Source organism: Paraburkholderia sp. (assembly GCF_050742655.1).
Lineage (GTDB): Bacteria > Pseudomonadota > Gammaproteobacteria > Burkholderiales > Burkholderiaceae > Paraburkholderia.
Genome location: NZ_JBOIGG010000004.1, coordinates 21981 through 47935, shown reverse-complemented (window position 1 = coordinate 47935; position 25955 = coordinate 21981). Strand labels below are relative to the sequence as shown.

General features: G+C 65.2%; 23 protein-coding genes. 14 read left to right on the top strand and 9 right to left on the bottom strand.

The window, feature by feature from the left end:
• Nucleotides 1-74: 74 nt before the first annotated feature.
• The 12 genes from urtB to ureG all read left to right on the top strand — a co-directional run bounded on the left by urtB (nt 75) and on the right by ureG (nt 11549).
• Complete coding sequence (urtB, locus tag ACREXZ_RS07440; protein WP_431763409.1) at nt 75-1700, top strand: urea ABC transporter permease subunit UrtB; 1626 nt, start codon at nt 75-77, stop codon at nt 1698-1700.
• 1 nt (nt 1701) lies between these two features.
• Nucleotides 1702-2880 (top strand): urea ABC transporter permease subunit UrtC, encoded by a 1179-nt coding sequence (gene urtC / locus ACREXZ_RS07435; protein WP_431763408.1) that lies wholly within the window; start codon nt 1702-1704, stop codon nt 2878-2880.
• Nucleotides 2877-3734: an urea ABC transporter ATP-binding protein UrtD gene (gene urtD / locus ACREXZ_RS07430; RefSeq protein WP_431763407.1), complete on the top strand. Its 858-nt coding sequence runs from the start codon at nt 2877-2879 to the stop codon at nt 3732-3734. Before urtC ends, urtD begins: the two co-directional genes overlap by 4 nt.
• A gap of 391 nt (nt 3735-4125) precedes the next feature.
• Complete coding sequence (gene urtE, locus ACREXZ_RS07425; protein WP_431763406.1) at nt 4126-4818, top strand: urea ABC transporter ATP-binding subunit UrtE; 693 nt, start codon at nt 4126-4128, stop codon at nt 4816-4818.
• Nucleotides 4819-4923: 105 nt separating this feature from the next.
• Nucleotides 4924-5805, top strand: a complete 882-nt coding sequence (locus ACREXZ_RS07420) for an urease accessory protein UreD (protein ID WP_431763405.1) — start codon at nt 4924-4926, stop codon at nt 5803-5805.
• Between the two features lie 322 nt (nt 5806-6127).
• Entirely contained in the window at nt 6128-6964 is an 837-nt protein-coding gene (locus tag ACREXZ_RS07415; RefSeq protein ID WP_431763404.1) for a transporter substrate-binding domain-containing protein, read from the top strand.
• 191 nt (nt 6965-7155) lie between these two features.
• Nucleotides 7156-7458, top strand: coding sequence for an urease subunit gamma (ureA, locus tag ACREXZ_RS07410; protein WP_266250274.1), 303 nt, complete (start codon nt 7156-7158; stop codon nt 7456-7458).
• A 10-nt stretch (nt 7459-7468) separates the two neighbouring features.
• Nucleotides 7469-7774, top strand: a complete 306-nt coding sequence (locus ACREXZ_RS07405; protein WP_431763403.1) for an urease subunit beta — start codon at nt 7469-7471, stop codon at nt 7772-7774.
• Between the two features lie 44 nt (nt 7775-7818).
• Complete coding sequence (gene ureC, locus ACREXZ_RS07400; RefSeq protein ID WP_431763402.1) at nt 7819-9525, top strand: urease subunit alpha; 1707 nt, start codon at nt 7819-7821, stop codon at nt 9523-9525.
• 20 nt (nt 9526-9545) lie between these two features.
• Nucleotides 9546-10199 (top strand): urease accessory protein UreE, encoded by a 654-nt coding sequence (gene ureE / locus ACREXZ_RS07395; protein WP_431763401.1) that lies wholly within the window; start codon nt 9546-9548, stop codon nt 10197-10199.
• Nucleotides 10186-10875 carry an urease accessory protein UreF gene (locus ACREXZ_RS07390; RefSeq protein ID WP_431763400.1) on the top strand — a complete coding sequence of 230 codons (690 nt, stop codon included), beginning with the start codon at nt 10186-10188 and terminating at the stop codon, nt 10873-10875. Before ureE ends, ACREXZ_RS07390 begins: the two co-directional genes overlap by 14 nt.
• A 14-nt stretch (nt 10876-10889) precedes the next feature.
• Nucleotides 10890-11549 (top strand): urease accessory protein UreG, encoded by a 660-nt coding sequence (gene ureG, locus ACREXZ_RS07385; protein WP_431763399.1) that lies wholly within the window; start codon nt 10890-10892, stop codon nt 11547-11549.
• Nucleotides 11550-11619: 70 nt separating this feature from the next.
• Here the strand turns inward: ureG and ACREXZ_RS07380 are convergent, their stop codons facing one another.
• The 9 genes from ACREXZ_RS07380 to ACREXZ_RS07340 all read right to left on the bottom strand — a co-directional run bounded on the left by ACREXZ_RS07380 (nt 11620) and on the right by ACREXZ_RS07340 (nt 23579).
• Nucleotides 11620-11982, bottom strand: coding sequence for a copper-binding protein (locus tag ACREXZ_RS07380; RefSeq protein WP_431763398.1), 363 nt, complete (start codon nt 11980-11982; stop codon nt 11620-11622).
• A complete protein-coding gene (locus ACREXZ_RS07375; RefSeq protein WP_431763397.1) occupies nt 11979-15212 on the bottom strand; it encodes an efflux RND transporter permease subunit in 3234 nt (1077 codons plus the stop codon). The genes ACREXZ_RS07380 and ACREXZ_RS07375 overlap by 4 nt, the downstream gene beginning before the upstream one ends.
• A complete protein-coding gene (locus ACREXZ_RS07370; RefSeq protein WP_431763396.1) occupies nt 15209-16789 on the bottom strand; it encodes an efflux RND transporter periplasmic adaptor subunit in 1581 nt (526 codons plus the stop codon). The genes ACREXZ_RS07375 and ACREXZ_RS07370 overlap by 4 nt, the downstream gene beginning before the upstream one ends.
• Before the next feature lie 8 nt (nt 16790-16797).
• On the bottom strand, nt 16798-18105 hold the full coding sequence (locus tag ACREXZ_RS07365; protein WP_431763395.1) for a TolC family protein: 1308 nt from the start codon (nt 18103-18105) through the stop codon (nt 16798-16800).
• Between the two features lie 125 nt (nt 18106-18230).
• Nucleotides 18231-18593 carry a hypothetical protein gene (locus tag ACREXZ_RS07360; protein WP_431763394.1) on the bottom strand — a complete coding sequence of 121 codons (363 nt, stop codon included), beginning with the start codon at nt 18591-18593 and terminating at the stop codon, nt 18231-18233.
• Between the two features lie 82 nt (nt 18594-18675).
• A complete protein-coding gene (gene waaA, locus ACREXZ_RS07355; protein WP_431763393.1) occupies nt 18676-19986 on the bottom strand; it encodes a lipid IV(A) 3-deoxy-D-manno-octulosonic acid transferase in 1311 nt (436 codons plus the stop codon).
• 49 nt (nt 19987-20035) lie between these two features.
• Nucleotides 20036-20920 carry a Kdo hydroxylase family protein gene (locus tag ACREXZ_RS07350; RefSeq protein WP_431763392.1) on the bottom strand — a complete coding sequence of 295 codons (885 nt, stop codon included), beginning with the start codon at nt 20918-20920 and terminating at the stop codon, nt 20036-20038.
• 64 nt (nt 20921-20984) lie between these two features.
• On the bottom strand, nt 20985-21986 hold the full coding sequence (gene waaC / locus ACREXZ_RS07345) for a lipopolysaccharide heptosyltransferase I (RefSeq protein WP_431763391.1): 1002 nt from the start codon (nt 21984-21986) through the stop codon (nt 20985-20987).
• 198 nt (nt 21987-22184) lie between these two features.
• The gene (locus ACREXZ_RS07340) at nt 22185-23579 is read right to left on the bottom strand and encodes a phosphomannomutase/phosphoglucomutase (RefSeq protein WP_431763390.1); all 1395 of its coding nucleotides are present in this window, start codon (nt 23577-23579) and stop codon (nt 22185-22187) included.
• A gap of 245 nt (nt 23580-23824) precedes the next feature.
• Here ACREXZ_RS07340 and ACREXZ_RS07335 point away from each other — a divergent pair, with 245 nt between their 5' ends.
• Together ACREXZ_RS07335 and ACREXZ_RS07330 are read left to right on the top strand one after the other, a co-directional pair.
• Complete coding sequence (locus ACREXZ_RS07335; protein WP_431763389.1) at nt 23825-25087, top strand: oligosaccharide flippase family protein; 1263 nt, start codon at nt 23825-23827, stop codon at nt 25085-25087.
• A complete protein-coding gene (locus ACREXZ_RS07330; RefSeq protein ID WP_431763388.1) occupies nt 25084-25926 on the top strand; it encodes a glycosyltransferase in 843 nt (280 codons plus the stop codon). Before ACREXZ_RS07335 ends, ACREXZ_RS07330 begins: the two co-directional genes overlap by 4 nt.
• The last annotated feature ends 29 nt before the right edge of the window (nt 25927-25955 follow it).

Here is a 25955-nt window from a genome sequence, read left to right as displayed (position 1 = left end):
CCCGGCGGTGCGGCATCGGCTTGCGCAGCGATGCCGCACTACCTGTATTACTCGCACTACTTTTGAAGACCACTATGGCGCTCAATCTTTCCGTGTCGTTGCGCCGGTACGTTGCCGCCGCGCTGCTGACGTTCGCCGCGGCCACGCCGCTTGCCGCGTTCGCACTGAGCCCGGCGGACCTCGCGCCGCTCGCGGGCGACGACTTCGATGCGAAGTCCGCCGCGATCGACAAGCTGATCGCGAATCACGACGCGCCATCGCTCGCCGTGCTGAAAGCGCTGTCCGACGACACCGCGCTCGCCACCGACAGCGGCGAAGTGCTGCTGCAGGACGGCGACACCGCGCACGACGCCGCCACCGGCAAGACCGTCGCCGCCGGCGACGCGCAACCGGTCACCCTGAACAACCTGCTGCGCTCGAAAGTGACGGGCGCGCTGTCGGGCCTGCAACTCGATTCACCCGATCTCGAGACGCGTCGCGCGGCGGTCACGGAGTTGCTGAAAAACCCCGACCCCGCGATGAAGCCGCTGATCGACACGGCCCGCGCGAAAGAAACCGACCCGGCGCTGAAGAAGCGCCTCGACACGCTGTGGGCGATGACCGCGCTCCACAATCCCAATGCCGCGACGCGGCTCGAAGCGGTAAAGCTCGTTGCCGCGCGGCACGACCTCGACATGTACGAACTGCTGCGTCCGCTCGTCGCGAAGAAGCCCGACGGCAGCTTCGCGGAAAGCGACGCGGGCATCCGCGCGGTCGCGCAGCGAGGCATCGATTCGCTCGACTCGATCCAGCGCCGCAGTGAGATCGCGGGCACCGTGTTCGCAGGCCTGTCGCTCGGCAGCGTGTTGCTGCTCGCGGCGCTCGGCCTCGCGATCACGTACGGTCTGATCGGCGTGATCAACATGGCGCATGGCGAGTTCCTGATGATCGGCGCGTATGCGACCTACGCCGTGCAGAACGTGTTCCAGCGCCACGCGCCCGGCGCGTTCGACTGGTATCCGCTGTTCGCGATCCCCGCATCGTTCGTCGCGGCGGCGCTGGTCGGCATCGTGCTCGAACGGCTCGTGCTGAAACACCTGTACGGCCGTCCGCTCGAAACGCTGCTCACCACGTTCGGCGTGAGCCTGATCCTGATCCAGGCGACGCGGATGATCTTCGGTGCGCAGAACGTGCAGGTCGTCAATCCGTCGTGGATGAGCGGCGGCGTGACCGTGCTGCCGAACCTGATCCTGCCGTACAACCGGCTCGCGATCCTGGCGTTCGCGATGATCGTCGTCGGCATCGCGTGGGCCGTGCTCACGAAGACGCGGCTCGGCCTGTTCGTGCGCGCGGTCACGCAGAACCGGCGGATGGCCGCGTGCGTCGGCGTGAAGACGGCGCGCGTCGATTCGTACGCGTTCGCGTTCGGCGCGGGCATCGCCGGACTCGGCGGCTGCGCGCTGTCGCAGATCGGCAATGTCGGCCCGGATCTCGGGCAGAGCTACATCATCGATTCGTTCATGGCCGTCGTGCTCGGCGGCGTCGGGCAACTGGCGGGCACCGTCCTCGGCGGCTTCGGTCTCGGGCTCGTCAGCAAGACGATCGAACCGTTCTGGGGCGCCGTGCTCGCGAAGATTGCGGTGCTCGTGCTGATCGTGCTGTTCATCCAGAAGCGTCCTCAGGGCATGTTCGCCCTGAAGGGCCGCAGCGCGGAGGCTTGAGATGACTGCGGCTTCCTCGTCCGCTTCTTCGTCCACTCTGCCGGTTGCAAGCAATGCGCGCACGCAGCCCGACGGCTTCGCGCTCGGCCTGCCGCCGCGGCCCGCGCTGCTGTCGCGGCGCGCATGGCTCGCGCTGATTGCGCTCGTCATCGTGTTCGGACTCGGCGTGCCGTTCGCGGCGCTGGTGCTGCCCGAATCGAGCGCGTTCCATCTGTCCGCGTACACGATGACGCTCACCGGCAAGTTCATGTGCTACGCGATCGCCGCGCTCGCGCTCGATCTCGTATGGGGCTACTGCGGCATCCTGAGCCTCGGCCATGCGCTCTTCTTCGCGCTCGGCGGCTACGCAATCGGCATGTACCTGATGCGCGCGATCGGCCACGACGGCAAGTACGGTAGCGATCTGCCGGACTTCATGGTGTTCCTCGACTGGCATTCGCTGCCGTGGTACTGGCAGGGCACCGAACATCTCGGGTATGCGCTGCTGCTGGTGGTCGCGGTGCCTGCGATCGTCGCGTGGGTGTTCGGCTTCTTCACGTTCCGCTCGCGCGTGAAAGGCGTGTACCTGTCGATCATCACGCAGGCCATGACGTTCGCCGCGATGCTGCTGTTCTATCGCAACGAGACGGGCTTCGGCGGTAACAACGGCTTCACCGACTTCAAGCGCATCGCGGGTTTTCCGGTCACGCATCCGGGCACGCGTGCGGCGCTGCTGGTGATCACGTTCGCGGTGCTCGTGCTGGCGTTTCTCGGCGCGCGCGCGATCGTCACGAGCAAGCTCGGGCGCGTCGTCACCGCGGTGCGCGACGGCGAGACACGGTTGATGTTCCTCGGCTATAGCCCGCTCGCGTACAAGCTGTTCGTGTGGACGCTGTCGGCCGTGCTGTGCGGAATCGCCGGCGCGCTGTACGTGCCGCAGGTCGGCATCATCAATCCCGGCGAGATGTCGCCGGGCAACTCGATCGAGATGGCGATCTGGGTCGCGGTCGGCGGTCGCGGCACGCTGATCGGACCGATCATCGGCGCGTTTGCGGTGAACGGCGCGAAGAGCTTCTTTACTGCGAATTTCCCCGAATACTGGCTGTTCTTTCTTGGTCTGATCTTCGTGCTGGTACCGCTGCTGCTGCCGAACGGCATCATGGGATTGATCGAACTCGTCACCCGCAGGAGCCGCCGATGAACGAGAACCCGATGGTCCCCGATCTCGCGCAGCCCGACGACGGGCTGATACTATCCGGCGTCGCGACGACTGGCCACGCGGTAACGCCCGGCGTGATCGATGTGTCGCACGGCACGATCCTGTATCTCGAGGACGTGACTGTCAGCTTCGATGGCTTTCGTGCGCTCAACGCGCTGTCGCTGTCGATCGACGTCGGCGAACTGCGCTGCGTGATCGGTCCGAACGGTGCGGGCAAGACGACGATGATGGACGTGATTACCGGCAAGACTTCACCCGATTCGGGCAAGGTGTTTCTCGGTCAGACGATCGATCTCACGCGGATGAACGAACCTACGATTGCGCGTGCGGGTATTGGGCGAAAGTTTCAGAAGCCTACCGTGTTCGAGCAGCATCCGGTGTGGGAGAACCTCGAGCTTGCGATGAAGACCGATAAGGGGTGGTTTGCGTCGTTGCGTGCGCGGCTCGATCGTGAGGCCCAGGCTCGGATTGAAGAGACTTTATCTTTGATCCGGTTGGAGAGTGAGGCTCGGCGGCCCGCCGGCGAGTTGTCGCATGGACAGAAGCAACGGCTTGAGATCGGGATGTTGTTGATGCAGCAGCCCGCTTTGTTGTTGCTCGATGAGCCTGCGGCTGGCATGACTGATGACGAGACTATGGAGCTTGCTGCTTTGCTTAATCACTTGCGTGGGTCTTGTTCCATGATGGTTGTTGAGCATGATATGGAGTTTGTTGCTGCTTTAGCGGGTTCTGCGGGCCGCGTTACTGTTATGGCCGAAGGGCGTGTGCTCGCTCATGGGACTCTTGATTCTGTTAAGAGGGATGAGGCTGTGATTGAGTCTTATCTTGGGAGGTGATTGTTGTTGCCTGCGGCGGCTGGGTTTGTTTGGTTTGTAGTTGCTTGACCTTGCAGGCGGTGCTTATTTGCACCTCGCGGCGCAGGCGTTGCCCCTGTGCGGGGCAGCACCTACTTTTCTTTGCCGCGGCAAAGAAAAGTAGGCAAAAGAAAGCCGCCGAAACGTAAGCCCTTCCTTTCCATGTGATACCGGGAATGGCCCTCACCTAAGTGGGCACCACGCTCACCTTGGGTAGTGGTCCGAGACGAGACCGGCTCTCGTATTTTTAGCGTTAGTGACAAGGCCGTCATTCATCCCGCTTCGCACTGCGTGCGTCGCGGTTGGGTCGTTCCTGGTAGGTGTTTCTTTTTGGGTTGTGGTTGGTGTTTGTCTTCTGCTTTAAAGGACTGTCATGCTCGAGGTCGAAGGACTCAATCAATACTATGGTGGGAGTCACATCCTTCGCGATGTGAAGCTCACCGTGCCCGATGGAAAACTCACCGTTCTGCTCGGGCGTAACGGGGTCGGCAAGACGACGCTCTTGCGTTGTCTCATGGGCGTCGTTCATCCGAAAAGCGGGTCCATCGCCTGGCGGGGTACTTCCCTCGCCAAGCTGCCCCCGCATGCGCGCGTCGCGCACGGGCTCGCCTATGTGCCGCAAGGTCGTGATATTTTTCCGCGACTCACCGTCGAAGAAAATCTGCTGGTCGGCGCCGCCAGTCGTAAAGCACCATCGAAAATTCCCGAACGCATCTATGAGCTGTTCCCCGTGCTCAAGGACATGCGCTCGCGTCGCGGCGGCGATCTGTCCGGCGGTCAGCAGCAACAACTTGCCATCGGCCGCGCACTGATGAGCGAACCCCAACTGCTCATCCTCGACGAACCCACCGAAGGCATTCAGCCATCCATCATCCAGGACATCGGCCGCACGCTGCGACAACTCGTCGAGGAAATGGGCCTCACCGTCCTGCTCGTCGAGCAGTACTACGACTTCGCAAAAGCCATCGCCGATCGGTACTGGGTCATGAGCCGCGGTGAAATCGTCGCCGGCGGTCAAGGCGAAAATATGGACGCAGACGGCGTGCGCGCATTGATCGCGGTGTGACACGCTGCGTCGCGAGCCACTCATACGCGGGCTGCGTGCTGCATCCTGCGTGCTATTCTCGCCGCATCGTTGTGCCCCGCTTCTGCACCCACTTTCATCGTCCGCATGTCGCTGCATGAACATCACGCCACGCTGCGCCCGGCATCGACTGTCTCCGATGCCGGATGGCATGCGCGTCTCGAACTCGGCTTCACGCTGCAACGCACGCGCACTGCACTCACGCATCGGTTGCATCGCGGGCCGCTGCGTGTGCAGCGACCGCTCTATCCGGAAGGCGACGCGATCTGTCATGCGGTGATCGTGCATCCGCCTGGCGGTGTCGCGGGCGGTGACCGGCTCGACGTCGACATCGCGCTCGACGCCGGTACGCACGCGGTGCTGACCACGCCCGGCGCGACCAAGTGGTACAAGTCGAATGGCCGCCCCGCGCAACAACAGATCGACATCCGTGTCGGCGCCGACGCGAAGCTCGACTGGCTGCCGCAGAACAACATCGTGTTCGACCATGCACACGCGCAACCCGGCTTCACGCTGACGCTCGCCGACGGCGCGACCGCGCTCGGTTGGGACGCGTGTCAGCTCGGCCGGCAAGCGGCCGGCGAACGCTGGTCGGCAGGCACGCTGCGCGCCGATGCAAGAATCATCGGGCCGTCCGGCCGTACGCTATGGCTCGAACAGACGCGCATCACCGCCACGGACCCGCTGCGCGACGCGCCGCAAGGTCTCGCGAGCTTCCCCGCGTGGGGCACGCTGTGGGCGGTCGGCCCCGCGTGCGACGATTCGCTCGCCGAAGCACTGACCGCTACGCTGCCATTCGACGACACGATCCGCGCAGGCGCATCGTGCGTCTGCGAAAACGTGTTGCTGGTGCGCGTAGCCGCGCAATCGATGGAGCCGCTGCAACACGCGCTCACGCAATGCTGGATGCGGCTGCGTCCTGTCGTGCACGGCGCCGCTGCGACGCCGCTGCGTCTGTGGACGACATGAGCGGCTCACGTCGTCCATCGTCAGCGCAGCCGCTATAACGTCGTCGAACAGCACCTTCGGCAACCCTCGCCCCTGCAAACGCAGCACCATGCGACGCCGGTGCATCGACGGCCAATCCGCGCAACCGACCGCACACACGCACCCGCACCACCCCAGGGCTCACCGGTTACCCGCGTGCCTCGCGGCAGTGCACACCACGCGACGCACACCACTCTGCGTTGCCACTGAGGCCTCACTCGCCTGGCATACCCTTTGCTCCTGATAGCCCCACGCATCTGCCGCTTCCGACGGCAGGCGTCCGCTCGCTGGAGACCCCCTGTCGATGAACCCGAATCAAACGTCTGTCCGTCACGTTCCTCATGCACGTCCCACCCGCCGCACATCGCTCGCTTCGCTGCTGCTCGCTCCCTTGTTCGCGCTCACCGCACTCGCTGCCCCCATCGCGCACGCCGACACCCTTGATGCAATCGCGAAAGCTGGCGTACTGAAGGTCGCGGTGCCGGAGGACTATCCGCCGTTCGGCGCGGTCGGTCCGGATCTGGAGCCGCAGGGCTATGACATCGATACCGCCGCGTTGCTCGCGAAATCGATGAGCGTGAAGCTCGAACTCGTGCCGGTGAACAGCGCGAACCGCATTCCGTATCTGCAGACCAACAAGGTCGACCTCGTGATCTCGTCGCTCGGCAAGACGCCCGAGCGCGAGAAGGTCATCGACTTCTCGACGGCCTACGCGCCGTACTACCAGGGCGTGTTCGGTCCGGCCGATGTCAAGGTCGCGGGCCCCGCCGATCTCACCGGCAAGACCGTCGGCGCGACTCGCGGCGCGCTCGAGGAAATCGCGCTCACGCAGATGGCGCCGAACGCGACGATCAAGCGCTTCGAGGACAACAACGCAACGATCGCAGCGTTCCTGTCCGGCCAGGTCCAACTCATCGCCGCGGGCAACATCGTCGCCGCCGCGATTCTGTCGAAGAATCCGCCGCGTCGTCCCGAACCGAAATTCGTCATCAAGAACTCGCCGTGCTTCGTCGGGATGAACAAGAACGAGCCCCGGCTGCAACAAAAAGTCGACGCGGCGATCGCGCAGGCGAAGCAGGACGGCACACTGAACGCGATGTCGAAGAAGTGGTTCGGCGCACCGCTGCCGGCCGATCTGTAAGCATCCCGTTAAAGCGGCTTGCTATCTTGGTCAGGTTTCGGCCAGTATTGGACCGATGCCTGATGGGCATCCGGTCATCGTTCGCCTGACACGCTTCGGTGAAATGCCGAGCCGGGTCGGTGAACAACGACGCTCGCCGGTTCCGCCCCAGCCCTCCCACTTTCCGCACAGAGCACGACCGCCCCGACCCGATGAAGCTGACTCCTCGCGAAAAAGACAAACTGCTGATCTTCACCGCCGCGCTGCTTGCCGAGCGGCGCCGCGCGCGCGGGCTGAAGCTCAACTATCCGGAAGCCGTCGCGTTCATCAGCGCCGCGCTGATGGAAGCCGCGCGCGACGGCAAGACCGTCGCCGAAGTGATGCACTACGGCACGACGCTGCTCACGCGCGACGACGTGATGGAAGGCATCCCCGAGATGATCCCCGACATCCAGGTCGAAGCCACCTTCCCCGACGGCACGAAGCTCGTCACCGTCCATCATCCGATTCCGTGAAGGAGGCCGCATGATCCCTGGCGAACTCATCGTCGATGAAGGCGAACACGAACTGAACGCAGGCCGCACGACTATCACGGTGACCGTCGCGAACACCGGCGACCGGCCGGTTCAAGTCGGCTCGCACTACCATTTTTACGAGGTCAATCCGGCGCTGTCGTTCGATCGCGCGGCGGCCCGCGGCTTCCGGCTGAACATCGCGGCTGGCACCGCGGTGCGCTTCGAGCCGGGCCAGTCGCGCACGGTCGAACTGGTCGAGCTGGCCGGCGCACGCACCGTCTACGGCTTCAACGGCCTGGTGATGGGCAAGCTTTAACGCGTTTCCTGTCGACCCTTCACGCTCTTCTCCGGACCCACCCCATGACCTTACGCATCGGCCGCCGCGCATACGCGGAAATGTTCGGCCCCACTACCGGCGACCGCGTCCGTCTCGCCGACACCGAGCTGCTGATCGAGATCGAGCGCGACTACACGATCTACGGCGAAGAAGTGAAGTTCGGCGGCGGCAAGGTGATCCGCGACGGCATGGGCCAGTCGCAGCGCGTCGCCGCCGACGTCGTCGATACGGTCGTGACGAATGCGGTGATCCTCGATCACTGGGGCATCGTGAAGGCCGACATCGGCATCAAGGGCGGCCGCGTGGTCGGCATCGGCAAGGCGGGCAATCCGGACATCCAGCCGGGCGTGACGATCGCGATCGGTGCCGCGACCGAAGTGATCGCCGGCGAAGGGATGATCGTCACGGCGGGCGGCATCGATACGCACATCCACTTCATCAGCCCGCAGCAGATCGACGAAGCGCTCGCGAGCGGCGTGACGACGATGATCGGCGGCGGCACCGGCCCCGCGACCGGCACCAACGCGACCACCTGCACACCAGGGCCGTGGCATCTCGAACGGATGCTGCAGGCCGCCGACGGCTATCCGATGAATCTCGGCTTTCTCGGCAAGGGGAACGTGAGCCTGCCCGAACCCGCCGAGGAACAGATCGCGGCCGGCGCGATCGGTCTGAAGCTGCACGAAGACTGGGGTACGACGCCGGCTGCAATCGACAACTGCCTGTCCGTCGCCGAGGCCACCGACACGCAGGTCGCGATCCACACCGACACGCTGAACGAAGCGGGCTTCGTCGAAGCGACCGTCGCCGCATTCAAGGGTCGTACGATCCACACGTATCACACCGAAGGCGCGGGTGGCGGCCACGCGCCGGACATCATCAAGGTCTGCGGCGAAGCGAACGTGCTGCCGTCGTCGACGAATCCGACGCGCCCATACACCATCAACACGCTCGACGAACACCTCGACATGCTGATGGTGTGCCATCACCTCGACCCATCGATCGCGGAGGACATCGCGTTCGCCGAATCGCGGATCCGTCGCGAGACGATCGCCGCCGAAGACATCCTGCACGATCTCGGCGCGCTGTCGATGCTGTCATCGGATTCTCAGGCGATGGGTCGAGTCGGCGAGGTGATCATCCGCACGTGGCAGACTGCGCACAAGATGAAGGTGCAGCGCGGCGCGCTGCCCGAAGATAACGCCCGCAATGACAACTTCCGCGCGAAACGCTATGTCGCGAAGTACACGATCAATCCCGCGCTCACGCACGGCATCGCGCACGAAGTCGGCTCGATCGAGCCGGGCAAGTGGGCCGACCTGGTGTTCTGGGAACCGGCGTTCTTTGGCATCAAGCCCGCGCTGATCCTGAAGGGCGGGATGATCGCGCTCGCGCAGATGGGCGACCCGAACGCGTCGATTCCGACGCCGCAGCCGGTGCACTACCGCGAGATGTTCGCGACCCGCGGCGGCGCGCTCGCGCGCACGTCGCTGACCTTCGTGTCGCAGATGGCGGCCGCCGCGGACATCGCGGGCCGCTATGGTCTGACGAAACACATCGTGCCGGTGCGCAACTGTCGCACGGTGACGAAGGCGCATATGATTCACAATGCGTGGCAACCGTCGATCAGCGTCGACCCGGAAACCTACGAGGTCATCGCCGACGGCCAGCTACTGACCTGCGAACCCGCCACCGTATTGCCGATGGCGCAACGCTACTTCCTGTTCTGACCGGTTATAGAATTTCAATCATGCGAACGCTCGACAAACGCATCGACCCGCACGTCAAGCTCGCCGCCGTGCTCGTCAAGCGCGCGCCAACGCTGACACTCGCGTACGGCGAACGCTGCCGCAGCCGGCTCGCCGCGACGCTCGACAACGGCGACGAAGCGGCACTGCTGCTGCCGCGTGGCACGATCCTGCACGACGGCGACGTGCTGGTCGCGCAGGACGGCGGCCTCGTTCGCGTGATCGCCGCGCCCGAAGCGGTGCTGTTCGTCACTGCGCCCGACCGCTTGACGCTCACGCGCGCCGCGTATCACCTCGGCAATCGCCATACGCCGGTCGAGATCGATGTCGACGCGCTGAAGCTCGAAGCCGACCCGGTGCTCGAAGACATGCTGCGCCGGCTCGGCGCGCACGTCGAGCACGCGACGCTACCGTTTCAGCCCGAATCCGGCGCGTATGGCGGCGGCCATAAGCACGGCCACGACGCCACGTTCGCCGAAGACTACGCGCTCGCGCAGCAGGTGTATGGCGAGCATCATGGGCACGAGCATCCGCATGAGCACGACCATGCACATGAGCACGGCGGCGAGTGCGAGCACGACCACTGTCACGATCACACGCATGGCGACGGCCCCGGTCACGGACTCGGCCATCACTCGCATCATGCGTATCGCTGAACTCACCGCGCTGCTGCACCTCGCGTCGCCAGCATTGCCGATCGGCGCGTTCAGCTATTCGCAGGGACTCGAAGCGGCGATCGAAGCGCAACTCGTCACCGATGCGGACAGCGCGCGCGACTGGATCGCGAGCGGCCTTCACGACGTACTCGCACGCGGCGAGCTGCCGTTCGTCGCGCATCAGATGGAACGCTGGCGCACGCACGACGCCGCCGATATCACCGATATCGCGGACGCGAATGAAACGTTTCTCGCGAGCCGCGAATCGGCGGAACTACGGCGCGAAACCGAACAGATGGGCTGGTCGTTGCGGCAACTGTGCGCATCGCTCGAATGGGGCGATGCCGAGCGCCGCGCGACGCTCGCCGCGCTCGTGCCTATCGCGCAGCCGACCGCGTTCGCCTTCGCGGCGTTCGCGCACGACGTTGCTCCTGACGCGGCGCTCGCCGCGTATGCATTCAGCTGGGCCGAGAATCAGGCGGCCGCCGCGCTGAAGGCCGTGCCGCTCGGTCAGCTTGCGGGGCAGCGGATCATCGTCGCGCTGCGCGATGCGATCGACGGCGCGGTCACGCGTGCACTCGCCACATCGCCCGACGACATCAATACGTTCGCGCCGCAGCTGGGTATCCTGTCGGCGCGTCACGAGTCGCAGTATTCGCGGCTCTTCCGCTCCTAAGCTCATCGTCGAATATGAACGCACCTCACGCTCCCCGCGCCGCCACGCGCACGAAAAAACTGCCGCCGCTGCGCGTAGGCGTCGGCGGTCCGGTCGGTTCCGGAAAAACGACTCTGCTCGAAATGCTCTGCAAAGCCATGCGCGAGCGCTACGACCTCGTCGCGATTACCAACGACATCTATACGAAGGAAGACCAGCGTCTGCTGACGGTGGCAGGAGCGTTGCCCGCCGAGCGGATCATGGGTGTCGAGACGGGCGGCTGTCCGCATACGGCGATCCGCGAAGACGCGTCGATCAATCTCGAAGCCGTGGACCGGATGCTGTCGCGCTTCCCGGATGCGGACATCGTGTTCATCGAATCGGGCGGTGACAACCTGGCCGCGACGTTCAGCCCCGAGCTGTCGGATCTGACGATCTACGTGATCGACGTCGCGGGCGGCGAGAAGATTCCGCGCAAGGGCGGCCCCGGTATCACGAAGTCGGATCTGCTCGTGATCAACAAGACCGATCTCGCACCGATGGTCGGCGCGAATCTCGAAGTCATGGCGTCCGACGCGAAGAAGATGCGCGGCGAGCGGCCGTTCGTGATGAGCAATCTGAAAGCGCTCGACGGGCTCGCCGACGTTGTTGCATTTATCGAGAAGAAGGGGTTGTTGACGGCGGGCGTCGCGTGATGCACGACCCGGACCATCGTTAGCCCCGTGGACGCCCGTCAAGCCGGCGTCCACCCCTCGCGTCAACCGGTCACTGCTTCGCCAACTTCACGATCGTCAGCGTGCCGTTCACGTTTTCGACTCGCACCTTCACGTTGTCGCCCTCCTTCACTTCGTTCAGCATCGCCGCGTCCTTAGCCTTGAAGGCCATCGTCATCGCGGGCATGCCGACGTTCGTCAGCGCGCCGTGCTTGAGCGTGATCGTTCCGCCCGATGCGTCGACGTGCCTGACCACCGCATCGGTCATCGCGGTTTTGCCGGATGCGGGCGCAGCGCTCATCGCGCCGCCGCTCATCTTCATGCTGGCCATATCGTCTGCAAGAGCGGCGCCGCTTGCGACAGCTGCGGCAACCGCAGCGACAAAAACAGCAGACAGGATCATCGATTTCTTCATAGTGTTTCTCCAGTGTGGGACTGCGGCACGGCCGTGCCGGCAATGGGCGACGGCACGCGTGTGCCGCCAGAGACTGCATGAGCTTTCGGTACTTCTCGACTACGCGGCAATCGACGACGCTGCAGCAGCAGCCACGCGGCCGGAATCACGAACATCGACAGCAGCGGCGCGGTGATCATCCCGCCGACCATCGGCGCGGCGATGCGCTGCATCACCTCGGAACCGGCGCCATGTCCGACCATGATCGGAATGAGGCCCGCGAGCACGACCGCGACCGTCATCGCCTTGGGTCGTACGCGCAGCACGGCGCCTTCGCGGATGGCATCGGTGAGCGTGGTTTCGCTGAACGGTTCGCCTGCTTTTAACCGGCGGTTCAACGCTTCCTTGAGGTAGAGCAGCATCACCACGCCGAACTCGGCGGCTACGCCCGCCAGCGCGATAAAGCCCACCGACGTCGCCACTGAAACCGCATGGCCCAATCCCCAGATCAGCCAGAATCCGCCGACCAGAGCGAACGGTACGGTCGACATCAGCAGCAGCGCGTCCGCTGCGGAATTGAACGTCAGGAACAGCAGCACGAAGATGACGACCAGCGTGAAGGGAATCACCGTCCGCAGCTTCGCGGCCGCGCGCTCGAGATACTCGAACTGTCCGGACCACGCAATCGAGTAGCCCGGCGGCAACGTCACCTTCTGCGTGACCGCCTGCTGCATCGCCTTCACCGCCGACGTCAGATCCACGTTCCGGATGTCGATGTACACGTAGCCGGAGAGTCGCGCGTTCTCGCTGCGAATCATCGGCGGACCGTCCTCGATCGCGATATGCGCAACGTCCCCCAGCGTGATCTGCGCGCCGCGGTCGGTGACGATCGGCAGGTCGCGCAGCTTGTCGAGCGAATCGCGGACTTCGCGCGGGTAGCGGATATTGATCGGGTAGCGCTCGCGGCCCGCGATCACTTCGCCGACGTTGTCTCCACCGACCGCCGACGACACGACCGACTGGATATCGCCGACCGCGAGCCCGTAGCGTGCCGCTGCCTGTCGATCGATGTCGACGTCGATGTAGCGTCCGCCGTTCAATCGCTCGGCGAGCGCCGACGTGACACCCGGCACGTTCTTCACCGCCGCTTCGACCTGCGCCGCCACCTTGTCGATCTGCGTCAGGTCCGGTCCGGAAATCTTCACGCCCACCGGCGTCTTGATGCCGGTCGACAGCATGTCGAGACGGTTGCGGATCGGCGGTACCCATACGTTCGACAGCCCCGGCACCTTGACGGTCCGGTCCAGTTCGTCGACGAGCTTCTCCGGCGTCATGCCCGGGCGCCATTCGCTGCGCGGCTTGAACTGGATCGTCGTCTCGAACATCTCGAGCGGCGCCGGGTCGGTGGCCGTGTCGGCACGTCCCGATTTGCCGAACACGGTCGCGACTTCCGGCACCGTCTTGATCAGGCGGTCGGTCTGTTGCAGCAGCTCGGATGCCTTCTCCGCCGAGATGCCCGGCAGCGCGGTCGGCATGTACAGCAGATCGCCTTCGTCAAGCGGCGGCATGAATTCTCCGCCCAGCCGCGAGAGCGGGATCGCTGTCAACGCGAGTGCGACCACCGCAAGGCCGATGACGAACCACGGCCGCCGCAACGTGCGATCGAGCAGCGGTCGATACAGTGCCATCAACACGCGATTGATCGGATTCGCCGACTCGCGTGGAATCCGTCCGCGAATCAGATAGCCCATCAGCACCGGCACGAGCGTCACCGACAGACCCGCCGCGGCGGCAATCGTATAGGTCTTCGTGAACGCGAGCGGCGAGAACAGCTTGCCCTCCTGTCCTTCGAGCGAGAACACCGGAATGAACGACAGCGTGATGATCAGCAGCGAAAAGAACAGTGCCGGTCCCACTTCGGCCGCCGCCGTCGCGATGATCTCCCAGCGTTGCGTGTTGGTCGGTGGCTCGTCGGCATGATCGTGCGCGTACGCCTCCAGATGCTTGTGTGCGTTCTCGATCATCACGATCGCCGCATCGATCATCGCGCCGATCGCGATCGCGATACCGCCAAGCGACATCAGGTTCGCGTTGACACCCTGGTAGCGCATCACGATGAATGCGGCGAGCACACCGAGCGGCAACGACAGGATCGCGACGAACGCGCTGCGCAGATGGAACAGGAACACCGCGCAGACCAGGCCGACAATGATGAATTCCTCGATCAGCTTGTCCTTGAGGTTGTCGACTGCGCGCTCGATCAGTTGCGAGCGGTCGTAGGTCGTCACGATTTCGACGCCCGGCGGCAGCGAACGCTTCAGATCGGCCAGCTTCGCTTTCACGCCTTCGATGGTGGTCAGCGCATTCTTGCCCGAGCGCATCACGATCACGCCGCCTGCGACTTCGCCCTGCCCGTTCAGCTCGGCGATGCCGCGGCGTATCTCGGGGCCGATCTGGATGCGCGCGACGTCGCCGAGCAGCACGGGTGTGCCGGCGTCGTTGGTCCGCAGCACGACGTTGCGGAAATCGTCGAGCGAATGCAGGTAGCCCGACGAGCGCACCATGTACTCCGATTCCGCGAGTTCGACGACCGAGCCGCCCGACTCCTGGTTGGCCTTGCCGAGCGCGTCGGTCACCTGCGCCTGCGTGATGCCGTATGCGCGCAGCTTGTCGGGGTCCAGCACGACCTGGTACTGGCGCACCATGCCGCCGATGCTCGCAACCTCCGACACATCGGGTACCGACTTCAGTTCGAACTTCAGGAACCAGTCGTTGAGCGCGCGTAGTTGTCCGAGGTCGTGGCGACCGGTTTTGTCGACGAGCGCGTACTCGTAGACCCAGCCGACGCCCGTCGCATCCGGCCCGAGCGATACGGTCGCACCGGGCGGCAACCGGCTCTGCACCTGGTTCAGGTATTCGAGCACGCGCGAGCGGGCCCAGTACTGGTCGGTCTTGTCGTCGAACAGCACGTAGACGAACGCGTCGCCAAACGACGAATACGCGCGGATCGTCTTCGCGCCCGGCACGCCGAGCAGCGTCGTCGTGAGCGGATAGGTCACCTGATCCTCGATGACCTGCGGCGCCTTGCCGGGATAGGACGCCTTGATGATGACCTGCGTGTCCGACAGATCGGGCAGTGCATCGAGCGGCGTTTCGCGCAGCGAGTAGACGCCCCATGCGGCGACCAGCACCGTCGCGAGCAGCACGAGGAAGCGGTTCTGGATGGACCAGCGAATGACGCGCGCGATCATTTGACGCCTCCAGCAGGTTCGACCTTCGTGAGCCGATAGCCGTCGTCCGATTGCATGAAAACGAAATGCACGGTCTCGCCGACCTTGACGTCGGCAAATGCATCGGGCGCGGGCTTGTTGAACGACATCGTCATCGCGCCCCAGCCCAGCGCGGGAACCGGCTGATGCGAGAACGTCATGTCGGTTGGGGTAACGCTCTCGACCTTGCCGGTGGTCTCGTAGGTGGGTGCGGCGGTAACGGCGGCGGTGGCGGCGGTGGCGGCGGTGGCGGCGGTGGCGGCAGTGGCCGCAGCCGATCCCGCGACCGGTGCGGACGCGCCGCCAGTCGCTCCGGCTTCCAGCCGCGGCAGCACCGACTTCAGACTCGCCTCCGAGTCGATCAGGAACTGGCCCGACGCCACGACCGTGTCGCCGTCGTTCAGCCCGCTCAGCACCTCGGTCTCGTTGCCGACGTCGTTACCGACCGTGACGTCGGCCGGTTGCAGACGTCCGCTGCTGTTCCTGACGATCACGACCGAGCGCTTGCCGGTCGTGATCACCGCCTCGGACGGCACGAGCAGACGCGAGACCGGTTTCGCGCCGCTCACGCGCACGCGCATCAGCATGCCGGGCGTCAGCTGGCCATTGGCGTTGTCGATTTCGAGCCGCGCCTGCAGCGTGCGGCTCGTCATGGTGATGCCGGGCAGAATCTCGCGGATGCGTCCGGTGAAGTGCCGCGCCGGATCGCTGCTGAAGGTCGCATCGACGCTCATGCCAGGTTGCACGGACAGCGCGAGCGCTTCCGGAATCTCGACGATGAGCCACAGCTTCGACAGACCGGCGACTTTCGCGAGCGTTTGTCCGGGCGTCACCATCGCGCCGTCGCGCACGCTCAGTTCGCTAACGACACCCGTTTCAGGCGACGCCAGCACGATGTGCGTCTGTGCGGTGCCTGTGCGATCGAGGCCCGCGATGACCCCTTCAGGTATCGACATCGCGCGCATCCGGGCACGGGCCGCTTCGAGCAGCGCGCCGTCCATGTTGCCGCGCTTGAGCGACAGATATTCTTCCTGCGGCGCGAGCCAGTCGGGCACGAACAGCGATGCGATCGGCGCGCCCTTCGCGATGCGCTGCATCGGCGCGCTTGCATAGAGACGATCGATGTAGCCGGTCACACGCGACTGCACGACGCCTGCCTGCGATTCGTCGAACTGCGTGGTGCCCACTGCGTCGAACCCTTCCGTCGTGTCGCGGCGATGCACGGTCGCGTAACGGATGCCGAGGTTCTGCTGCAGGCCCGCGTCGATCCGGATGCCAGTTCCGCCGCCGTCGTCGTCCGCGTAGACGGGCTGCAGCTGCATGTCCATGAAGGGCGATTTGCCCGGCTTGTCGAAGTGCTGGTTCGGCACCATCGGGTCGTGCCAGTAGAGCACCTTGCGGCCGGTGTTCGAATTGGCGTTGCCGTCCGACGTTGGCACTGTAGCTGCCATCGCGGCCGACGCCGGAGCGTGACGGGTGCCGGCCAGATAGCCGCCTGCCAGCAGCGCGGCGCCGGCGAATGCCGACGCGGCAGCCTGTACGAGTTGTTTCCTGTTCATTTTTTTCCTCACTGGCTGGCGATCGTGTCGGAGGGCAAAACCTGGTATTCGAGCGCGGCCCAGACGAGCGAGACCTGCCGCTCGAGAGTCAGCACCTGAAGCTGCGTTTCGAGCTGCATATGCCGTGCTTCGAACGCATCGGCCAGTGTTCCCGAGCCGGACCGATAGGCCGCATTGGCGAGTTGCACTTTCTGTTCGGCGGCGGGCAACACGGTTTGCCGGAGATTGGCCAGACGTTCGCGACCGCTGGCGAGCTTCGTCGACAGACTCTGGATGCCCGCCATCACCTGCCGCTCGGTGTCTTCGTAGTTGAGTCGCGCCTGGGTGCCCATTTCCGACTTCTGATCGACGTCGCGATCCTCGAGATTTTTCCGGTTGAGGGGCAACGGAATCGACACGCCGAACGACACGTAGTCGGAGAAATTGCCGCCTCGCTTGAAGTAGGTCAGCCCCCACGTCCAGTTGGGACTGCGGTCGCTGCGCGCAACGTCGGTCGCCGCATCGGCCGCCGAAATGGCCGCGTGCGCCGCCACCAGCGCGGGCTGGATCTGAACGAGCTGTTCGGCGCTCATGCCGGCTACCCGCGAATCGAGCGGCGGCGGTTCGTCGGCGACGGCCAGCACATTGCCGGCCGCGGTCCAGCGCGACAGATCGATCAGCGCGGATTTTTCATCCTGCTGCGCGTCGATCAGCGTGTCGCGTGCATTGCCGAGTGTCACGCGCGCCTGCGCGATATCCGACGCGCTGCCCTGCGCGCCGCGATACGACGCCTCGCGGGCAGCGAGTTCATCGTTCAGGTGATCGACCAGTGCCCGGTTCAGCGCAACGGCCTTCTTTGCGTAGACGGCGTTGAGCCAGGCCATCGCGGTTTGCTGCCGGACCTCGGCGAGCTTTTCCAGGTAGGCGGACCTGTCCTGGTCCACCGTCCGGTTGGCGAGCGCGGTACGCAGGCGACGCTTGGTCGGCGACACCCACTCCTGCTCGATGCCGATGCCGCGCATCGTGAAGTTGTCCTGGCCGATCGTGAAAGCCTGCGAGCCGTTGATCGGCAGATCTTCGACGCTTAGTCTCAAGGTCGGATTCGGCAACTGTGCCGCCTTGACGACGACCGCCGAGTCGCCGCGAACAGCGGCTTGCGAAGCCTGAATGGATGACGAACGGCTCTCCGCGACCTGGAGCGCTTCGTCCAGCGTCATGCCGGCGCTCTGGGCAAAGGCCGTGCGAGCGGCGAGCATCATCAGTGCCGCGCACGCGACGCGACGCAGCGGCCGCCGTCGCAACCGCCGGTTTCCCGACGGAAGGAATGGGAAAAACATGTGAACCCCGAATGGTCGAGCCGGTCCACGCCCGACTAGAACGGGCTAGAACGGACGTAGAGGCTCATGTCCTGGATCAGGACAAACGTCACCGCGCAACGGCGGTGTACCGGAAGATCGGAGCGTTAAAGGGAGCGCGGCGGTCGCCAGAGTCCATCCGGCGCGCGGATGGAAAGCGACTGCGAGTAGTGGAAGACGAGCTGGCTGTGAGGAGCCGCAGGACGACCCACGGTTGCAACGACGCCGGGATGATAAAGGCTGCCGAACTGGCATTGCGCCGTCATCTTGCAGAACCCGACTTTGGTCTTGCCGTCGGGCGAAGACTTCATCGAGTCGCAACCCGGCATCGAGGTGGATACGCTGCCGTCGTCGTGCATCGCGATGGTCTGCTGCATCGGACAGTCACCCGCCAGGCCGCTCGCCGCCAGCCCACTGATGGGCAGCGTCACGCATAGCAGAAGCAGGAGGAAGGTCCGAAGGAGTTTCATGGCAGCGTTAGCAGGACGCGCCATTCTAACGGGTCGGCAGAAATTATGTGCTGAACTCGAGGTCCTTTTATTGCCGGTATCGTCAAAGCTCCGGCGCAGGCAACAGCGTCGTCAGCACATCCACCGTCCGCGCAGTCGCGCCGCGATGCCGCGCAGCGAACGCTGACGCAGCTGCCCCCATCGCGATGCGCCGCGGCCGGTCCTTGAACAGTTCGCGCAACGCGCGCGCGAGATCGGCCGGGTCGCTGACCTGCACGGCCGCGCCGGTCGCCACCGCATCCTTCGTCGCTTGCGCGAAGTTGAACACGTGTGGCCCGATCAGCACCGGCACGCCGACCGCACACGCCTCGATCAGATTCTGTCCGCCGAGCGGCAGCAGACTGCCGCCGATAAACGCAAGGTCCGACGCCGCGTAGTACGCGCCGAGTTCGCCCATTGAATCGCCGAGCAGCACGGTGACATCGGCGGGCAAGGTGGATATCGGCGTCTGCGCAGCGACGGCCGCACCCTGCGGCGCCCACGTCGAACGCCGTTCGACCCGCAACCCGCGCTTGCCCGCAAGCGCCGCGACCTCGTCGAAGCGCTGCGGATGACGCGGCACGAGAATCAGCAGCGCGTCGTCGATGGCGAGCGCGGCGAACGCCTGCAGCACCAGTTCCTCTTCGCCCTCGCGCGTGCTCGCCGCGACCCACACCGGCCGCGTGCCGATCGCCGCGCGCCACGCGCGACCGCGCACCGCGAGTTCGGGAGGCGGCGTCATGTCGAACTTCAGGTTGCCGAGCACCGCAACGTTGCGCGCGCCGAGCGAGGTCAACCTCTCGGCGTCGGACGGACTCTGCGCGAGCACGCGCGAGAAGCCGCCGAACACCTCGCGCGTCGCTCGGCCGAACTTCGCTGCACGCCGGTACGAGCGATCCGACATCCGCGCGTTGGTCAGCACGAGCGGCACGTCGGCGCGCCGGCATTCGTCGATCAGCGCGGGCCACACTTCGGTTTCCATCACGAGCCCGAGCGACGGCCGCCACGCGCGCAGGAAGCGGCGAATCGCGCCCGGCATGTCGTACGGCAGATAGCTGCGCAGCACGCGATCGCCGAAAAGCTCTTCGCCGGTCGCGCGACCGCTTGGCGTCATGTGCGTGAGCAGGATGCGTGCGTCGGGCCGCGCATGCAGCAGCGCGTCGATCAGCGGCTGCGCGGCCCGCGTCTCGCCGACCGATACCGCATGCACCCAGATCAGCGGCGTGTCGTCTTCGGGCACGCGTCCCGGCGTACGGCCGAAGCGCTCGGCGATGTGCTCGCGATAACCGCGCTCGCGACGCGAGCGGATCAACAGACGCAGCACCGCGAGCGGCGCGACGATCCACCACAGCGCGTTGTAGACCGGCCTCAACATGCGGCCTCCAAGAGCCGCACGAAGAACGCACCCATACCCCAGCCGGCGCTCAAACCAGCGCCCTGCCCTGCAGGCGTTCGAGAATGCCGAGCGGCGCGCACTCAGGCTGCGCCATCGCGCGGACCGGCAGGAAGAAGGTCTGCTCGAGCATGAACTGGCCGGACATCACCGCGTGCGATGTCTGGTCCGAGAAGCAGACCCACACGCTGCCGGGCGGAAACGGCATCGTCTGCTGCGGCGATGCTTTCTGGTAGTCGAGGTCGGCCTTCATGCCGTCGTGCAGGTTCAGCATCAGATGATCGTATTCGCTGCGCGGCGACTTGGTGACGTGCAGCAGGTTCAGCAGCCACGCGGAACCCGGCATTTGCGGCTTGATGCGCGGCAGGAAGCGCTTCGCCATATCCTCGAACGGCTCGCCGACGCGCCACACGCGCGGCACGCCTTGCGGATTCACGTTCGTGAACACGCGCAGGATGCGTTCGCCGTAGTTGGGCCGCGACGGAAACGCGTCGATGTGCAGACGGCTGTCGTCCTTGCGCCACGACGTCTCGCGCGTTTCGACCTGATGCAGACGCAGGCTCGTCGGCGCGACGCGCAGTTTGCCGTCGTATTCGGGAAAGAGACCGTCGACGAGCGAGCGGGCATTCGTCTGGTAACGCGCGATCAGCGCGCGCACCGCCGACTGCGTGACCGCGTCGCCGAGCACGCCGTGCAGCGCGCCGCCGTTCGGTTCGAGGCTGATGTTCTTGCGCTTCGGGTCCGCGATCGTGGGATCGAGCAGCGCCTGCTCGCCGCCTTCGATTGCAAAGCGCAGGTTCGGGAAGTACAGCACCTTGCCCCGCTCGACGCCGGCAAGCAGTGCCTCGCGCGGCACGGGCAGGTTCTGTGCGTGCCAGTCGCCGGCGGTGACTTCGATGATCTGGGATTCGTTCATGGTCGCTCTGAAAACGGGTGGAGCGGAATTGCGCGCGTGGGTTCGATGTCCGTGATGTCTGGCGTCACAGCAGGCCGAATCCGGCGAGCGTCGCCCTCACCTGCTGCAACGTCGGCGGCTGTCCAGCCGTGCCAAGATTGACGACGTTCGGTGACCAGTAGCCGCCGGTGCGCCACGCAGTCGCGAAATTGTACAACTCGACTGTCGGTCGCTTCAGTGCGGCGGCAATGTGCACGAGGCCGGTGTCGACACCGACCGTCGCGGCCGCGCCGTCGATCAGCCCGACCACCGCCGGCAGCGACAGCCGCGGCGGCACGATCGCCGCGGCGCCGAATTCCTTCGCGAGCCGTTCGCTCGTTGCGCGCTCGGCGTCGCTGCCCCACGGCAGCACGATCGATGCGCCGCGCCGCACCAGTTCCTGGCCCAGCTCGATCCACGCCGCGTCGGGCCACTGCTTGTCGGCCCGCGACGTCGCGTGCACGAACACGACGTATGGCACCGGCAGGTTGAGCCCGGCCTCGTTCAGCGCGAGCGCCGCGCGCCGCGTATCGATGCCGAAGTCTATGTCGTCGGTGGGCTGCGGCGGCGGGTCGCCGAGCGCCGCCGCGACCAGTTGCCGCGTGCGTTCGACAACGTGCGTGCGCGGCTCGATCGGCACGCGCTCGCCATAGAAGAAGCGTACCGGCCATTCGTAGCCGGCGCCGTCGGTGCGGTTACCGAGCCCGACCACCGGCCCGCGCGCCATCCGCGCGACCCACGCGGTCTTGATGAGCCCCTGGCAGTCGATCACGAGGTCGTAGTGCTCGGCCGCGAGCGCGCGGCGGAACGTGCGGATCTCGCGCCAGTTGGCCGGCGAGAAGAGCCGCTTGCGCCAGCGCCGCAGCGACACGGGGATCGCGCGATGCACGCCGTCCACCAGCTGCACGAGCGACACGAAGCTTTCTTCGACGAGCCAGTCGATCTGCGCGCCCGGATGCCGGCGGCGAATGTCCGCGATCACGGGCATGTTGTGCACGACGTCGCCGAGTGACGACACCCTCACGATCAGTATCTTTTGTGGGCTCAAGAATGGAACGCCGGACGGGTCCGGCTGAAGATGCGTTAAAAGTGCGCAATTTTAGCGCGCCGCGGGCGTCGCTTCGCATAAAAGACGTAAAAACGCGGCACGGGGGTGTCAGCCCCCGCGCCGCGCCTTACCGCTTATTGCGCACATCGCACGCGCTTATCTCCGTTCGCGCGGCATGCTGGCCCCGTCGCACTCGACTCAGAACGGCAGCTTCGCGTCCGGCTTTTCCGCGAGGATCACGCGGCGGAAGTCCTCCTGAATACGCGCGAGCGCTTGATCGTTATCGGCCTCGAAACGCATCACGACGACCGGCGTCGTGTTCGACGAACGCGCGAGGCCGAAGCCATCCGGATACTCGACGCGCAGACCGTCGATCGTCAGCACGTCGTCGGCGCCGGTGAACTTCGCGCTCTTCTGCAGACGCGCGATCAGCGCGAAATTCTCGCCTTCCTCGAGCTTCAGTTGCAGCTCCGGGGTGGAATGCGAATTGGGCAGGCTGTTCAGCAACGCGCTCGGATCCTTCACGCGCGTCAGGATTTCGAGCAGCCGCGCGCCGGTGTACAGACCGTCGTCGAAACCGTACCAGCGATCCTTGAAGAACACGTGACCGCTCATCTCGCCTGCGAGCGGCGCGCCGGTTTCGCGCAGCTTGGCCTTCACCAGCGAGTGACCGGTTTTCCACATCAGCGGTTCGCCGCCCTTCTCCTTCACCCACTTCGCGAGATTGCGCGTGCACTTCACGTCGTAGATGATCTGCGCGCCCTTGTTGCGCGACAGCACTTCTTCGGCGAACAGCATCAGCTGGCGGTCCGGGTAGATGATCTGGCCGTCCTTCGTCACGACGCCGAGGCGGTCGCCGTCGCCGTCGAATGCGAAGCCGATTTCGGCGTCGGTTTCCTTCAGCGCCTTGATCACGTCCTGCAGGTTTTCCGGATGGGCCGGGTCCGGGTGGTGATTGGGGAAGTTGCCGTCGATCTCCGTGAACAACTCCACGAGTTCGCAGCCGAGTGCCTTGAACAAGCGCGGCGCGAGACCGCCCGCGACGCCGTTGCCGGTATCGACGACGATCTTCAGCGGACGCGCGAGCTTGATGTCGCTGACGATGCGTTCGAGATACGCGTCTGCGATGTCGTAGTCCTCGTAGCTGCCGCTGCCGGTCTCGAAGTTATTGTCGACGATCCGCTGATACAGCGCCTGGATCTGCTCGCCGTAGATCGCCGCGCCGCGCAGCACCATCTTGAAGCCGTTGTAGTCGGGCGGGTTGTGGCTGCCCGTCACGACGATGCACGAATCGACGCGGCGCTCGCCGCCGTTGAGCTTCAGCGGCACGCTCGCCGCGAAGTAGCCGACCGGCGTCGGCACCATGCCGACGTTCACCACGTCGACGCCGGCCGAGCGCAGGCCGTCCGACAATGCCGCGATCAGATCGGGACCGGACAGCCGGCCGTCGCGCGCGACGACGACCGCATCGCCGCCCTGCTTGCGCACTTCGCTGCCGAACGAACGGCCTATCGAACGGGCTGTATCCGTGTCGAGCGTCTTGCCGATCACACCGCGGATGTCATACGCCTTGAAAATGGACTGGGAGATCATGGGTTGGCTCACTTGCGTGCAAAGGAAATTTTGACCGGCGCGGCACGCGAGATCGGTAGACTTCGCGTGGCGCCCTTGCCGGAAGCGGTCCGGTTCCAACTTATAATTGCGCTTTTCAGATACGCCGTGCAGGCGCCTATTCTAATGCTTAGACGCGCTCCTCGAACAAAGTTGCCGGAAGCTGCGGCACAGCGCGCACTCTTGCGAATCTGCGCGGCGCGTCACCGCGCATGGGCCGGCGCCGGATGGCCTCGGTGACGCGCCGCTTCGCGAACCCGGACGTCGCGCGGGCCGTCGCGAACATCGTCTGGCTCGGGCTCGAACGGGTCACGCAGATCGTCGTCGCGATCGCGATCAGCGGGATGCTCGCCCGCTACTTCGGTCCCGATGCGTTCGGCAAATGGCAATACGCGAACACGCTGCTGCTCGTGCTGTCGCCGATCACGTGGGTGTGCGGTGCCGAGATTCTCGTCCCCACCATCGTTCATCGTCCGCCGGAACAACTTGGCACCGTGCTCGGCAGTGCGTTCGCGCTGCGCATCGTGGTGTCGATGGGTGCGCTGCTGCTCACATGGGCCGGCATCGCGGCGGGCTTTACCGATCCACTCGTCGGCGCGATGCTCGCGGGCCTCGCGCTGACGATGCTGTTTCGCGAACCGCTCGTCGGCGTGATCAATTCGTGGCTGCAGAGCATGACGTTCAGCAAGCCGCAACTGATCACCAGCATGACGACCGCGATCGTCAAGGCCGTGCTGGTGTTCGCGCTGGTGCGCGCGGCCGCGAGCCCCGCGCGCTTCGGCTGGCTGTGGGCGCTCGAATCGGCGGCGATCGGCATCGTGCTGGTGTTGTACTACGTGCGCCGGCACGGCTCGCTCGACTGGCGCGTGGACCGCACGCTGTTCCGCCATTTCGCGACCGCGGGCACGGTGTTCTGGCTCGGACTCATCTGCATGTATCTGTTCCTGAAACTCGACCGGCTGATGCTCGAACGCACGATCTCGTTCGCCGATCTCGGCCGCTATTCGGCCGCTCAGCAGCTGAACGAAAACTGGATCACGCTCGCGCTGATGCTCGCGCAAACCATCGCACCCGCGTTCGTCTACCGCGTGCAGGACAAGGCGCAGCTGCGCCGTAACCTGTGGCGCCTCAGCGGCCTCACTGCGCTGTTGATGATCGGCGGTGCGCTGGTGCTCGACGCGCTCGCGGGCTTCATCATCCGGCGCGTGTTCGGGCCCGCGTATGAAGGCGCAATCGACATCTTTCGTTGGGCCGTGTGGCTGTCGGTGCCGGCCGGCATCGAGGCGATCGGCAATCTTGTCGTGCTCAAATATCAGGCGAAATTCGTGCTGCTGTCGAAGTGGCTGCTCGCGCTCGCCGTCGCGTTCGTCGTGAACCTGCTCGCGATTCCGCGACTCGGCGCATACGGTGCGCTCGTCGGACTCGCGGTCGGTTATCTCGCGGCCGCGAGCGTCAATCTCTACTACATCCGCTTCAAGCTGCGCCCATGACGCTTTCTTCCGATCCTTCGCACGCGGCCCCTGGCTCACTCGGCGACGTCGCCGTGCTGATGCCCGCGTACAACGGCCACGCGGACGTCGAGCGCACACTCGCGTCGTTTAGCGAAGACGCGCCGGTGCACGTGCTGATCGTCGACGACGGCAGCACGCCGCCGATCGTCGCGCCTGTTCTCCCGAACCTGTCGGTCGAAGTGCTGCGGATGCCGCGCAACGGCGGCATCGAACGCGCGCTGCAAGCCGGCATCGAAGCGCTCGCGGCACGCGGCTTTCGCTACGCGGCGCGCATCGATGCCGGCGATCTGACGGTGCCGGGACGTCTCGCGAAACAGCGCGCGTACCTCGAAGCACATCCGCAGGTCGCGGGGCTCGGCATGTGGGCGCAGGTTGTCGCGCACGACGATGGCCGGCCGCTCTTCATGCTCGCCCCGCCCGCCGACCCCGCCGCGATCCGCCGCATCCGCTTCCTGCGCAGCTGCTTCGTCCATCCTTCGATGATGCTGCGCATCGACGCCGTGCTCGCGGTCGGCAACTACCGCGAAGCCTATCCGGCAGCCGAAGATCTCGACCTGTTCCTGCGGCTGATGACACGCTACGACTGCGCGAACCTGCCGGAACTCGGCCTGTACTACGAGTTGAACGAAGGCGGCATCAGCGCGACGAAGCGGCGCCGCCAGATCGCGTCGACGCTGCGGCTGCAGTTGCGCTACTTCAATCCGGTCAATCCGTACGACTGGCTCGGTCTTGCGAAGAATCTGCTGCATTTCGTCACGCCGTACCGTGCGCTGCAACACATCAAGCGCAGACTGTATGCGTCGAGTGGCAGCGCATGACGCTGTTCTTTTTCTTTTCTCCGGCTTTT

Coding starts and splice junctions, on each gene's coding strand:
- urtB (WP_431763409.1), top strand. CDS start 75: ATGGCGCTCAATCTTTCCGTGTCGTTGCGCCGGTACGTTGCCGCCGCG.
- urtC (WP_431763408.1), top strand. CDS start 1,702: ATGACTGCGGCTTCCTCGTCCGCTTCTTCGTCCACTCTGCCGGTTGCA.
- urtD (WP_431763407.1), top strand. CDS start 2,877: ATGAACGAGAACCCGATGGTCCCCGATCTCGCGCAGCCCGACGACGGG.
- urtE (WP_431763406.1), top strand. CDS start 4,126: ATGCTCGAGGTCGAAGGACTCAATCAATACTATGGTGGGAGTCACATC.
- ACREXZ_RS07420 (WP_431763405.1), top strand. CDS start 4,924: ATGTCGCTGCATGAACATCACGCCACGCTGCGCCCGGCATCGACTGTC.
- ACREXZ_RS07415 (WP_431763404.1), top strand. CDS start 6,128: ATGAACCCGAATCAAACGTCTGTCCGTCACGTTCCTCATGCACGTCCC.
- ureA (WP_266250274.1), top strand. CDS start 7,156: ATGAAGCTGACTCCTCGCGAAAAAGACAAACTGCTGATCTTCACCGCC.
- ACREXZ_RS07405 (WP_431763403.1), top strand. CDS start 7,469: ATGATCCCTGGCGAACTCATCGTCGATGAAGGCGAACACGAACTGAAC.
- ureC (WP_431763402.1), top strand. CDS start 7,819: ATGACCTTACGCATCGGCCGCCGCGCATACGCGGAAATGTTCGGCCCC.
- ureE (WP_431763401.1), top strand. CDS start 9,546: ATGCGAACGCTCGACAAACGCATCGACCCGCACGTCAAGCTCGCCGCC.
- ACREXZ_RS07390 (WP_431763400.1), top strand. CDS start 10,186: ATGCGTATCGCTGAACTCACCGCGCTGCTGCACCTCGCGTCGCCAGCA.
- ureG (WP_431763399.1), top strand. CDS start 10,890: ATGAACGCACCTCACGCTCCCCGCGCCGCCACGCGCACGAAAAAACTG.
- ACREXZ_RS07380 (WP_431763398.1), bottom strand. CDS start 11,982: ATGAAGAAATCGATGATCCTGTCTGCTGTTTTTGTCGCTGCGGTTGCC.
- ACREXZ_RS07375 (WP_431763397.1), bottom strand. CDS start 15,212: ATGATCGCGCGCGTCATTCGCTGGTCCATCCAGAACCGCTTCCTCGTG.
- ACREXZ_RS07370 (WP_431763396.1), bottom strand. CDS start 16,789: ATGAACAGGAAACAACTCGTACAGGCTGCCGCGTCGGCATTCGCCGGC.
- ACREXZ_RS07365 (WP_431763395.1), bottom strand. CDS start 18,105: ATGTTTTTCCCATTCCTTCCGTCGGGAAACCGGCGGTTGCGACGGCGG.
- ACREXZ_RS07360 (WP_431763394.1), bottom strand. CDS start 18,593: ATGAAACTCCTTCGGACCTTCCTCCTGCTTCTGCTATGCGTGACGCTG.
- waaA (WP_431763393.1), bottom strand. CDS start 19,986: ATGTTGAGGCCGGTCTACAACGCGCTGTGGTGGATCGTCGCGCCGCTC.
- ACREXZ_RS07350 (WP_431763392.1), bottom strand. CDS start 20,920: ATGAACGAATCCCAGATCATCGAAGTCACCGCCGGCGACTGGCACGCA.
- ACREXZ_RS07340 (WP_431763390.1), bottom strand. CDS start 23,579: ATGATCTCCCAGTCCATTTTCAAGGCGTATGACATCCGCGGTGTGATC.
- ACREXZ_RS07335 (WP_431763389.1), top strand. CDS start 23,825: ATGGCCTCGGTGACGCGCCGCTTCGCGAACCCGGACGTCGCGCGGGCC.
- ACREXZ_RS07330 (WP_431763388.1), top strand. CDS start 25,084: ATGACGCTTTCTTCCGATCCTTCGCACGCGGCCCCTGGCTCACTCGGC.